Source organism: Neptuniibacter marinus (assembly GCF_001597725.1).
Taxonomy (GTDB): Bacteria; Pseudomonadota; Gammaproteobacteria; order Pseudomonadales; family Balneatricaceae; genus Neptuniibacter; species Neptuniibacter marinus.
Genome location: NZ_LUTR01000017.1, coordinates 55,871 through 68,552, shown reverse-complemented (window position 1 = coordinate 68,552; position 12,682 = coordinate 55,871). Strand labels below are relative to the sequence as shown.

The 12,682-nt window shown below is 42.0% G+C and carries 8 protein-coding genes; 4 read left to right on the top strand and 4 right to left on the bottom strand.

Going from position 1 to position 12,682, the window contains the following annotated elements; genetic code table 11:
• Positions 1-127: 127 nt before the first annotated feature.
• Positions 128-589: a hypothetical protein gene (locus A3774_RS11955; protein ID WP_067867650.1), complete on the bottom strand. Its 462-nt coding sequence runs from the start codon at positions 587-589 to the stop codon at positions 128-130.
• A gap of 180 nt (positions 590-769) precedes the next feature.
• Between A3774_RS11955 and A3774_RS11950 the strand changes: the two genes are divergently transcribed.
• The 3 genes from A3774_RS11950 (at position 770) to A3774_RS11940 (ending at position 9,031) form a co-directional block, all read left to right on the top strand.
• Positions 770-5,656, top strand: coding sequence for an alpha-2-macroglobulin family protein (locus A3774_RS11950; protein WP_067867646.1), 4,887 nt, complete (start codon positions 770-772; stop codon positions 5,654-5,656).
• Positions 5,657-5,662: 6 nt separating this feature from the next.
• The gene (pbpC, locus tag A3774_RS11945; protein ID WP_067867643.1) at positions 5,663-7,990 is read left to right on the top strand and encodes a penicillin-binding protein 1C; all 2,328 of its coding nucleotides are present in this window, start codon (positions 5,663-5,665) and stop codon (positions 7,988-7,990) included.
• Between the two features lie 78 nt (positions 7,991-8,068).
• Positions 8,069-9,031 (top strand): MBL fold metallo-hydrolase, encoded by a 963-nt coding sequence (locus tag A3774_RS11940; protein ID WP_067867669.1) that lies wholly within the window; start codon positions 8,069-8,071, stop codon positions 9,029-9,031.
• 120 nt (positions 9,032-9,151) lie between these two features.
• Here the strand turns inward: A3774_RS11940 and A3774_RS11935 are convergent, their stop codons facing one another.
• Both A3774_RS11935 and A3774_RS11930 read right to left on the bottom strand, forming a co-directional pair.
• On the bottom strand, positions 9,152-9,727 hold the full coding sequence (locus tag A3774_RS11935; protein WP_067867641.1) for a YceI family protein: 576 nt from the start codon (positions 9,725-9,727) through the stop codon (positions 9,152-9,154).
• On the bottom strand, positions 9,724-10,293 hold the full coding sequence (locus A3774_RS11930; RefSeq protein WP_067867637.1) for a cytochrome b: 570 nt from the start codon (positions 10,291-10,293) through the stop codon (positions 9,724-9,726). The genes A3774_RS11935 and A3774_RS11930 overlap by 4 nt, the downstream gene beginning before the upstream one ends.
• Before the next feature lie 100 nt (positions 10,294-10,393).
• On the opposite strand from A3774_RS11930, the gene A3774_RS11925 reads away from it, so the two are divergent.
• A complete protein-coding gene (locus tag A3774_RS11925) occupies positions 10,394-11,308 on the top strand; it encodes a LysR family transcriptional regulator (RefSeq protein WP_067867634.1) in 915 nt (304 codons plus the stop codon).
• A gap of 30 nt (positions 11,309-11,338) precedes the next feature.
• Here A3774_RS11925 and A3774_RS11920 read toward each other — a convergent pair whose 3' ends face one another.
• Entirely contained in the window at positions 11,339-12,565 is a 1,227-nt protein-coding gene (locus tag A3774_RS11920; RefSeq protein ID WP_067867631.1) for an EAL and HDOD domain-containing protein, read from the bottom strand.
• Positions 12,566-12,682: the final 117 nt, after the last annotated feature.

Sequence of the window (12,682 nt, the reverse complement as noted above, 5' to 3'; positions counted from 1 at the left end):
AGATTCGACACCTTTATCAAAACGGGTAACTCTCTCTTTTTCAAGATGATGTGTCAGATCTAGTCTGAGCTAATTCATTTAAGGAAAGATATCCTCTGACTCAAGATTAACGGTGCTTCCTGTTAAGTTACTCTTGTTGTTCATTAACCGTTTTTATCGCAGTTTTGAGTTGTTGGATAAGCTGCTCAGTGTCTTTCATTCCTTTAAGTTGAACCTTCTTATCATCTTGTTTTAGATATAGGCTGATGATGTGCACAAAGTTTTCTTTGTGAGCCTCTACTTCATCTATCTCTCTAAACGTTATACGGGATTCTGTTTCTAGCTGAGGAAAGGAGATAAAGATCGATTTAGGTGAAAATGTCAAAGTGCATCCTTTCATTTCATCTTTAATGTTATCTAGGTTGTGTTTGTACCAACTAGATAGAATCAATCCCACGACTAAGGGCGCTAATAGATAGATTTTAGAAAGATCCATCATCATCAGCATTAACGCCGCGCCAATGAAACCCATTTGGAAATTACTGAATAGGGTAGATCTCTTCTCGAAAAACGCTTTATCCCAAGTGTAATCAGACTGCTCTGTATCCACGAAAAAACCTCTATACTATTGTCTATTTCTGATATATGCCGGAGCTGAGTCTCGCTTGCTACTCGATATTTTGCAAGCCAGATTTATAACGAAATAGTGGGATAAACCTATAAGGCCATTTTTATCTAAGTCTGTATAGATTAAGCTGTGCAGATATCAATTCGGTCAGGGAGTTTCTGAATGTTGAGTTACAAAGTATTGGGTTTTGGGGTGTTAATGGCGCTATTTTTGGCAGGCTGCTCTGAAGATCCAAATGATAGTAAAGGGGTAGCTGAAAGCGCTTCTGCTCCAGAATCCATTTCTGTCCAAAATAATACTCAAACATTAACGGTGTTAGATATATCGGAACGAGAGTTTGGTGATGTAAATGCAATATCGCTTCTGTTTAATACACCGATAAAGCCGGATCAGGCCTTCACATCTTTTATCAAAACCGAGCCTGAATTAGGGAAGCCTGTGTTAAGTAAAGATGGAAGAACTCTCCACTTTACCGGTATCTCTCCCGTTACTGAATATGATATCCATGTTGCTTCTGGCTTAGTGGCTGAAAATGGAACCCAAATTAGCAAAGGATTATCAACAACAGTTAAAACCCGAGCACTTTCTAGTTTAGTTTCTTTTGAGACCGATGGGGTTGTTATGATCCCCGGCAAGGTTGATTCACTTGCCCTATTGGCGATCAATGTACCTGAAGCTGACGTCACTATTTATAAGGTTAAACCGGATCAATTGGTCTCTTTCTTTAATGAATATGCTTCACTGTCAACAGGGGACCGTTGGTATAATGATGAAACGCGTTTAGCTAATACTGTGGATCACCTGTATAGCACAAGAGTGAAAATTAGTGAGAAAAAGAATCAACGTAACCGTGCTAGTTTTCCGATTAATTTAGTACCCAATATTGATGATGGTGGTTTATACCTTGCGACGGTAAGAGCGCCAGGTGGTTTTGATTTCCAAGCAACTTGGTTTACGGTTTCATCTATAGGTATTCAAGCACGTGATTACGGTAAGCATACCCGTTTTATTACCCAAGATGCTAAGAGTGGTGCTTTACTCGAAGGTGTTGATTTAGAAATCTTAGATTACAATAATAAAGTTATTAGCTCAGGTACCAGTGATAAAGAGGGTGCTTGGGATCTTAGTAATGCTTGGCAAAAAAAATCCCCTCGCTTGATTATGGCAACCAAAGGTAATCAAGTTTCTGTATTAGCCTATCATACCCCTGACTTTGACCTTTCTAGTTTTGACCTATCTGGCCGAGCTGTAAGGGAGGTTGAGCATTTTGTGTACTCGCCTCGGGATATTTATCGTCCAGGTGAAGAACTGATTTTAAGCACATTGACTCGTGATATGGATGGCCAGTTAATCGGGGGCCCCATTTATATTGAGTTGATTAAGCCTGATGGCCAGAGTGCAGGAAAGTGGCGGGTAGGTGCCTCAACGCCTGGTTATTATGAATTTCGACATGCAATTTCCGATTCTGCACCGCTTGGCGAGTGGCAGGCACATGTATTTAGCTCAGCGCAGCCGAAACCTAAAGTACGTTTTAAGTTTAAAGTAGAAGAGTTTTTACCTGAACGCCTACGTCTTGTTTTTAATCAGCAAAAGCTTCTGAGCTTTAATCAAAATGATCTTATTTCTGTACCGGTTGTGGGTGAGTATCTATATGGCGCGCCAGCGGCAGGAAACCGTTTAGATACTCTAGCCATCATCAGCGGATGGGCATCCCCTTTCGATGAATTAAAAGATTTTAGATTTGGAGAGGCTGAGAGCGTTGCTCGTAATCAATTTAGTTTAGATTCGGTTGAGCTTAATAGTCAGGGCGAAACGATAACCGAGCTGAATAAAAATCAGTTTGATTGGAACCGTATCTCTACACCTACACGTCTACGTTTAAGTTATAGCCTATTTGAAAGTGGTGGTCGGGCAATTAACCGTACTCAATCAGTACTGCTTTGGCCTCGTAGTAGCTTCATTGGCGTCAAACCAAGGTTTAAAAATAATATATCTGAGACAGAGCAGGATGTTGAATTTGATCTTGTTCGAGCGGATGGGCAGGGTAATCTGCAGGCAAAAGGTGAAGCTAAAGCAACCCTCTATCGTATTGAAGAGAAATATTTTTGGAGCCATACCCCCGAGCGAGGTTGGCATTACCAGATTGAGAAGAATGAATACCCTGTCGCTAATGATGTGATCAATTTCGCGGATAATACTCGTCCGTCACTCAAGGTACCTGTTGAGTGGGGACGCTACCGATTAGAACTTGATGACTATGAGGGTAAAAGTAAGACTGTTTATAGATTCCAAGCAGGGGAAGGCTGGTACAACCGTTGGAATAGTGTATCGGAGCAAATTCGCCCAGATAAAGTTACAGTGGCGCTGGATAAGGCTGCTTATAAAGCGGGCGATAAAGTTAAAGTTCGATTGGCTTCACCAACTGAAGGTAGGGCTTTAGTTCTGCTTGAAACAGACCAAGTGCTAAGTACCGTTGAGGTGAAATTAGATAACCGCGAGGCGGAAGTTGAGATTCAACTGCCGCAACTTCTTGCTCGGCATGATGCTTATATTTCTGCTTTTGTTATTGCACCTACAGATCAGAAAGAGAAAGTGAGTAAGCGTAGCTTTGGTATAGCTCACCTTCCTTTAGATCGTTCAGGGCGCGAGCTGGATGTCAAAATTGATGTGGCTGACAAATTGCTGCCTGAAAGCCGTGCAGATATTAAAGTACAGGTTAATGATAAAAACGGTAACCCCGTTACAGGTGATGTTTATATCACGTTAAGTGCAGTCGATAGTGGTGTTTTGAGTGTAACCGGTTATAAACAGCCCGATCCGTTTCAGTTCTTCTACGGTCAACGTCGTTACAATGCATCGATTACCGATATGTATGATGACTTAGCTGAACCGGTCTTGAGTGATCAGGCGGAAGTACGTTGGGGTGGTGATGGCGAGCTAGAACGAGGAGGTGAGGCTCCACCCAGTGATGTGCAGATTGTTAGTTTATTTAGCTCTATCGTGAAAGTGGAGCAGGGTGAGGCTTCTATCCCGCTAGAGCTTCCTGCTTTTGATGGTGAGTTAACCTTAAATGCAGTCGCTATGGGTAGTGATCAGTTTGGCACTAAAATGGAGACAACTAAGGTTGCTTCACCGGTGGTGGCGCAACTCTCTATGCCAAGGTTTTTAGCTATAGGGGATGAAGCGGTTTTAGCGTTGGATCTAGCTAATGTAAGCGGCTTAACTCAAGACGTTGAGGTCTCTATTGATGTTCAAGGTTCGGTTGTGTTTGATGCTAAACAGCATCGTGTTCAGCTGGATGATGGGCAAAAGCAGATCATTCACCTACCTGTTAAAGCAAGTGCTATAGGCGAAGGTGATATCACTGCTGAAATTACACTAACGGATGACAAGGGTAAGGTTATTAAACTTTACCGTGAGTGGTCTATAGGTGTGCGTGCTGCTTATCCTGCAACTTACGGCCAGATCAGTGAGTACTTGAAGAAGGGCGAGAAAATTAGCTTCCCTGCGGATGCCTTGCAAACGCTCGCCGGTGATACGCTTAAAGCTCAGTTAAGAGTGGCAGATACACCCGATTTAGGTTCCGCTAATCACTTTAAAAGTTTGATGCGTTATCCCTATGCTTGCTTAGAGCAAACCACGAGTAAGTCCCAACCTATTGCGGTGCTTTTCGAACATGAGGAGCTACCCGAATTTGCTCAAGAAGTGAGTAATAGAGAGATTGAACAACGGATTAATAACGCGTTGGCTCGTTACACTGAATTACAAAAAGCGAATGGTTCATTTGGTTTGTGGGATAAGTTTTCACCAGAGGAACATTGGTTGACAGCGTATGCAACTGACTTTTTGTTGCAACTTAAACAGTCAGGCGTTTCGGTACCTGAGCCACTGTTAAATAATGCTCGAAATCGTTTAAACACTTATGTGCATAAACGTACCGCTCAGACTGTAAAAGTGTGGACAGACATTCCATCCCATTATGAGATCTCATACAGAGCTTATGCTGCTTACCTTTTAGCTCAAGAGGGGCGCGTCACATTAGGTCCTTTACGAGAGATGGCAGAAAAACAACTAGATGATGCACGGGGCGTGTTGCCAGGGGTTCATTTAGGATTAGCGATGATCGAAACAGGTAGTGTTGAAGAGGGTGAGAAATTAGTCTCTGATGCACTTTCTGTAAAAAGAGCAGAGGGATATTTAGGCGATTATGGTTCGGTTGTCCGTGATCAATCGATGGCGATGTATACTATTATCGCTGCTAAATCTGCATCTGAGGGATTGACTCTGCAGGCACTGCAACAGTTACCCGAGCTCCTTGTGGAGTTGAAACAGCAACGATGGCTGAGTACTCAGGAAAAAGCCGCTTTGTTACGTTTAGCGTCTGAACTATATCAGTTGGATAAAGATGGGAACTGGACCGGTGATCTGGTACAAGGCCAAATTGCTGAACTGGTTTCAGCATCAGGGGCGTTAGGTAAAAATATTGATAAGGAATCTCTACATGAGACACACTTTATCAATAAAGGAGATAAGCCTGTATTTGCTAGTTTTAGCTGGACAGGACTACCTATAGAGATGCCATCTTCATTGGATGAAGGGGTGCGTGTTCGAGTTGATCACTTCAAAGTGGTTAATGAAAAGGCTGTCGAACTTAAGAAAGATCAGGTGCTTAAAATAGGTGAAGTTGTATTAACACGGGTTCGTTTATACAGTGAGAAACCTGTACCTGATGGGCTACTTGTGAACTTAATTCCTGCCGGTGTGGAGCTAGAAAATCAGAATCTACAGAATGCATTAAAACTAGATAGTATTCAGCTTTACGGTAAGGCTATTCAGCAGGAAGCAAACATTGTTTATCAGGCTTATAAAGATGATCGCTATGTGGCTGCTGTTAATCTTCCTGCTAAGCGAGAACAAACTTTGTATTTCTTATCAAGAGCGGTAACTCCAGGCTCTTATGCTGTGCCGCCTGCGATGGTTGAATCGATGTATAAACCATCGATACGAGGTATTAGCAATAGTATTAAGTCGATTTCGGTGATGCCATAACTTGTGATGGGTCGGTTTAAATATGCTTTAGGTTTGCTGGTGGTGGTTTGCTTTGTTTTAAGTGGACTACTGCTAGCAGATATTTTTTATCCCTTAAAGCAGCCGCAACATGATCAAAACTTTGCCAGTATCGTATTGGACAGGCAAGGGGAGCCTCTACGTTCATTTGCAGACAGTAAGGGGGTATGGCGCTACGAAGTCAGCTTAGCGGATGTATCCCCTTATTATCTTGAAGCGCTGATAGGTTATGAAGACCGGTATTTCTATTCCCATTGGGGCATAAACCCTTTCAGTTTGGTGCGGGCCGGTTGGCAGTATCTAAAAGAGGGTAAGATTATTTCGGGCGGCTCAACGCTTACAATGCAAGTGGCCCGTATCTTATATCCTCATCCGAGAACCTTTGCTGGGAAATGTCAGCAATTACTGCGGGCATTACAGCTAGAGTGGCACCTTAGTAAACAGGAGATACTGGAGCTTTATCTAAACTACGCCCCTTTTGGTGGAACTTTAGAGGGCGTGCAAGCCGCCAGTTTACAATATTTACATAAGCCTGCTTCTTCATTGAGATATTCTGAGGCCGCCTTGTTAGCGGTATTGCCTCAAGCGCCATCGCGCTTGAGACCTGATAGACATCCACAGCGAGCAGAGCGGGCGCGGAATAAAGTGCTGGAGCGTATGCTCAGTCAACGGCTTTGGAGAGACGCTGTTGTAACGTCGGCTAAACAAGAGCATGTAGCGGTGTGGCCATTAGCAACACCGGTTGATGCGCCTTTGTTAAGTCGTCGATTACATCGACAGTATGCCGCAGAGCGAGTGATTAGTAGTACAGTAGATCTAAGTTTACAGCAGCAGTTTGCAGATAGAGTCAAAAGTTACGTCTCACCCTTACAGGGGGAACTATCCGCTGCGGCTCTGTTAGTGGATAACCGTTCACATCAAGTATTAGCCTATGTAGGTTCTGCTGATTTCTTTGATAATAAGCGAGCGGGTCATGTTGATATGACAACCGCTGTACGCTCACCAGGCTCAACACTTAAACCTTTTCTATTTGCCTTAGCTTTAGATGAAAACCTAATTCATAGTGAATCTTTGTTGGCGGATGTGCCTAGAGTGGCGAATAATTATCGGCCTGGAAATTTTAGTCAAGGGTTCTCGGGGCCGGTGTCGGCTTCTGAAGCATTGACCCGTTCCTTAAATCTCCCATTCGTACAGCTTATTGAAGCTTATGGAGCACAAAATTTTGTTAATAAATTACATCATGTAGGCACAGAGTTAACGATCCCAGATGATGATGCAAACCCCGCTATTATCTTAGGTGGCACTGGATTTACTTTGGAGAAATTAGTGACGATCTATAGTGCATTGGCTAATAAGGGGAGTGTTTATCCACTTAGGTATACGCCAGCTACGGCTGAGGAAAAGAGTCGTCAATTAATGACCCCCGAGGCGGCTTGGATTACATGGAAGGTTTTGAACGGAGTTAAGTTGCCACGCAATCTACGTTACGGTGTATCACGTCAGAATTTGCCAGCAATCGGTTGGAAAACGGGTACTAGCTGGAATTATCGTGATGTTTGGGCAGTCGGGGTGTCAAAGGAATATACCTTAGGGGTGTGGTTGGGTAGGCCTGATGGCAAACCTATGGAAAAGACTATGGGTAGCGTATTGGCAGGTCCTTTGCTATTTAGTTTGTTCAATCAATTAAATACCAGAGGAGAGGAGATTGAACAGCCCGCATCGGTTTCAGAGCAAAAAGTGTGCTGGCCTGATGGGAGGAAAGAGACGTTTGTTGATCCTGAAAACTGCCATATAAAACGTATGGCTTATGTCATTAATGATTCTACTCCACGGACTTTAGCATTTGGCTATCAGTGGGGAGAGAAGTCCCCTCAGTTTTTTACACCTGAATTGAATTATTTAGTTAATCACGACAGCTTACAGCGTGTTACACGTGAGTGTGATAACGATGCAATCGCGCAAACCGCTTATCTTTGGCCTAATGCGTTAGAGCCTTGGGTGAAACCCTCACAGAGAATGTTTTATCAACTGCCTCGGTTTGATTCTCGCTGCAACGTGATCCCGCAAGAGAGCGCTCCTCTACGTATTACTGGCATAAATCAGGGGCAAGTTTACTATGTTTTAGATCATCAGATGGTCACGCTTAGTGCTGAAGTGGAAGGTGCTGCAGGAGAGCTGTATTGGTATCTCAATGGCAAACTACAGGATTCCCGTAGTACAAAATTAACCCTCCAATTAAAAACACGCCAGCAATATAAGCTTTATGTTCAAGATAAAACGGGGTCGAATGGGCGAGTTGAGTTTGAAATTTTATAATCAACTTGCTGCTAAATAAGCAATAGCTTATATTTGTAAGGGACTATCAACAATACAAATAAAATAAAGATGGCGCTTATGAACTTTACTCATCGATTTAAAGGCTTGAGCCTTTCCTGTTTACTTCTATCTTCTTCTATTTATGCTGCGAGTCCTGCAGATAAATATCCAGAATCAATGCTTTATAGCCATCCTGTCAAAATTGCAGAGCATGTGTGGTCTGCTATTGGAGCCACTCAGTATTACAGTTATGAAAATGGTGGGCATAATAATAATTTATCTTTTGTGATTGGAGAGGAAGCGGTATTAGTTGTTAATGGTGGCGCTTCTTATCAACTTGCTAAAGCCTTACATGATGAGATTAAAAAACAGACAACGCTTCCAGTAAAGTACGTGGTTGATGAAAATGGTCAATCCCATGCAACACTCGGTAATAGTTATTGGAAGGAGCAGGGTGCGACGATAATTGCTCATGAGGATGCCCTAGAAGAGATTGAGGAAAAAGGCTTGGATGGTTTGGAAAGCCTTAAACTTATTCTTAAAGAGCGCTTTGAAAATACATCCTTAGTTGAGATTGATCAGACATTTAAAGAAACAATGTCACTTGATTTAGGTGGATTGCAGGTCGAATTAATCCATTTTGGCCCTGCTCACTCTGCGGGTGATATTTCTGTTTTTATTCCATCCAGTAATGTATTAATTGCGGGGGATATGGCTTTTCATCAACGCTTATTGCCCGTTTTTCCTGACACAGATACTGCCGAATGGTTAGCGACATGGCAGACTAAATTTGCACCTTATGCGGCGGATAAAATTATTATCCCAGGCCATGGTGAGGCGACTGATTTTAAAACAGTAGATCAATGGACGCGGGGTTATCTCGAATATATTCGCGGTAAAGTGGGTGAACTTATAGAAGAGGGGGGCATGCTTGAAGATGCCTATAAAATTGACCAAAGTCCTTATGCCCACTTAGAAACATTTGATGCCTTGGCCGCTAAAAACGCAGGTCGGATTTTTGAAGCAATGGAGTTTGAATAAAAGATATCCAATAGATGGAGCGTAAATTCCATTGAGCTCTTATTAGAGGCTAATATCAAACAGACGAATTAAGATTAATTCATCTGTTTGATTTATTCTGCTAGTTTTAGTCTATACAGCTTATTTACGGATACCTTCGATATTAAGATCCATATAAACGGTTTCTGCGGCTGGGCCTAGCTCATAGTTCATACCAAACTCTTTAGGTGTGAGCTCAAGAGTACCAGAAAAACCAACTCGGTAACCGCCCCAAGGGTCTTCACCTTCGCCAACTTTGTTCACATCAATAGAAACCTCTTTAGTGGTTCCGTAAAGCGTCAGCATGCCTTTCATTACACCACCGCCATCAGCATTCGGAGCAAAGGATGTACTTTTAAATGATGCGGTTGGGTGTTCTTCTACATTTAAATACTCGTCACCACGAATATGTTTATTACGTTCGGCGTGGTTTGAGTCGAATGAGGCAACATCGACCTCCACATTGATTGATGCGTCAGCAGGTGATTTTGCATCATAAGAAAAGTCGCCCTTAAAAGTACTAAAACGACCAGTTAGCCAACTAATGCCTAAATGACTAATGCGAAACCCAATAGATGCATGAGCGCCTTTTGTATCAATGACATAATCTGCTGCATACAAAGGTGTGGTTGATATCAGTGAGGCTAGTGTTAGCCCTTTAATAAGTTTTCCTTTCATTCTGTTTCCTCGCGTAGCGCAAGCATGCGCTTTAAAGTTGAATCTTTATCGATAAAGTGGTGTTTTAACGCTGCAGCGGCATGTAGCCCCGCTAGTAAAATAAGTGATGTTGCTACGATAAAATGAATCTTGCCGGCAATATCTTCTTGGTTTCCTATTCCAATTGGGAGTGCTGGAATACTAAACAGGTTAAAAAACTCAATTGCTCGGCCATCTGCAGTAGAGATTAAATAACCGGAGATAACAGTGAACAGTACTAATAAATACAATAAACCATGAGCCATTTTTGCAACGAATAAGAGAGGTGCCGGTTGCGGCAGCGCAGCAGGTGGTTTATTAAAAATACGCCAAACAATACGTAGAAGCAGAGTCATTGCGACAAGAATACCAATGCTTTTATGCCAGACAGGCACAGTCTTATAGGCTGGGTCGTAATAATCTAAGGTCTCTATATACCACCCGAGGGGGTAGAGCCCAATAATGGCAAATGCCATCAGCCAGTGCATGAAGACAGGTCCCCAGCCATAATTTTTTTCATCGTTAGTGAGTTTATGATTAAAAACCATTATCAACTTATCCCGTTGGCTACGATTAATTGCTTTTTGTAATATAAAGACCGATCATTAATGCGTCCAATGCATATTTTATATCATGGTTATGCCTTAAATGAATTTACGTTCAGTCGATCTTAATTTACTTGTGGTGCTTCAAGTGCTTCTCGATGAGCAGCATGTTTCTAAAGCAGCAAAAAAATTGCAAATGAGCCAGCCAGCAGTAAGCCGAGCTTTACAGCGCTTACGGCAGACACTCGATGATCCTATTTTAGTTAGAACGCTCAATGGTTACGATCTGAGCGCTCGTGCAGTTACTATTCGTCAGCAGCTTAAGCAGGTTTTGTTGGATGTAGAAGGCATTATGCAGCCAGAACATTTTGATCCAAGTAAAGCTGAAGGTGTATTGAAATTAACGGGTTTAGATTTAGAGCTTGTTTTGTTAATGCCTACAGTTGTCAAGATGTTACGTCTTAAGGCGCCTAATTTACGTGTTGAAATTGTGCCACAGCGGAGTGAACACTTTGATCTTTTAGAGCAAGGGGAGGTGCATTTTTTAGCAACAGGTTTACAGCCAAAAACCGTGCAGGATCAATATCGAAGGATGGAGGTAGTTAAGACGAACCATGTTTGTGTGATGGATAAAAATAACCCTTTAGCTAAAGGGATGACACTAGAGCAATATGTTGCCGCTTCCCATGGGCTCGTTTCTATTACTGGCAAAGGGCCGGGAGTCATGGATGAAGTATTAACGGAGATGGGCTATAAGCGAAAAATTATGCTTCGTTTAGCTAATTTTATGTCTGTTTCAGCTTTTTGTAGCGGCTCTGATCTTGTTTTTACATTGCCTGAGATTATGGGTAAACACTTAATGTTCAATGACGACTTAGTTATTCGACCACTGCCAAAAGAGGTTGATCTGCCGAATGTGACGTTTTATTTTTATTGGCATGAGCGTTTTCAACATGATCCTATGTGTTCTTGGGTACGCTCGGAATTAGAGCAATTATTAGAAAATAGCTCAGTCTAAGGTCAGTATTTTTTAAATAAGTTTTTCCTCTTATAGGTGACTTCCCTCCATCATCTGCATAGCTTCATTGCTCCAGCGTAGTGATTCAAAATAAGCTTCTGCATATAGCTTACGCAGTTCCTCAGGGAGAGTGAAACTAGATTGGCCAATTATATAGAGATTAACTGTTTGTAATAGTTTTCCTGCTTTACCTTCATAACCGGAAATAGCTCTCACAATATCTTCTGATACAGATAATTGGCCGAGAAGCGTACTTTGTTCTACTCCAAGTAGTGCGTCTAAGATGGATAGCACCCCTGTGATAAAAGCTAATTCAGGGTCAATTCCATCAGTTGCTTGGGCTATAAATTCACACATACGTGCGGTGATCAGTATCTGCCGTATCAGCTCATTTGGCTTATCATTATTGCTCGATAGTGCTAAAAGAGTGGCCCATTTGTTTATTTCATTTAAACCTAGAGCAATAATCGCCTGGGTTAAATTTTCTATTTGATTTGGTAAATTGTACTGTGCTGAGTTAACTATACGTAAAAGCTTAAAAGTGAGCTGAGGGTCCCGACAGATAATGTCCGAGAGGGTCGCTGCGGTTACATCCTCATCTTGAAGGGCCGCTAGTAGATGAATCACAATCGCTTGGTTAGAGGTTAATTTCTTTCCTTGGATTTTTGTGGGTTGCGATAAAAAGTTACCTTGGAATAGTCGAAACCCCAATTTATAGCAGGTTTCATACTCCTCGTAACTTCCAACATTTTCTGCCAAGGCTGTGACTTTAAAACGTTGAATCTGTTTTAAATGGGCCGATATATCAGACTGACTATGTTTGATGATATCAACCCTAACTACATGGGCAAGCTCAAGTAGGGGATTGTATTTTTCAGAATAGGTAAAGTCATCGATGACTAGACGGTATCCAGCTTCGACATAACCTTTAAGTGAATTAAGGAGCTTTGGTGTGATCTCCTGATCTATTTGGATCTCAATGACTAAATTATGGCGGGATAAGCTTGGTAAACTCTCTGTTTTGATAAAACTCTCAGTAACATTGAGAAAAGCGGGTAGTGATTTTAAAGTGCCTGAATCATAGATGCTGGTGAAGTTATTAATCAGCACATTGCAGGCTTCCTGATCGCCGTTTAAAAATTTTGCTACCTCATTGCCGTTTTCGGAATGATAGAGTAGTTCGTAAGCAACAACGTTAAGGTTACGATCGAAGATTGGCTGACGTGAAAGGCCTAATTGATTAAAGTGTTCATCCATGTTGCTTTACCTTTGATTATCCCAAGACGCATATACTTAAGTTAGTGTATGGGCCTATAAATATTGCCGCAATAATTGATCCATATAAAACAGAAAAAAATTAGATCAATATCAGTA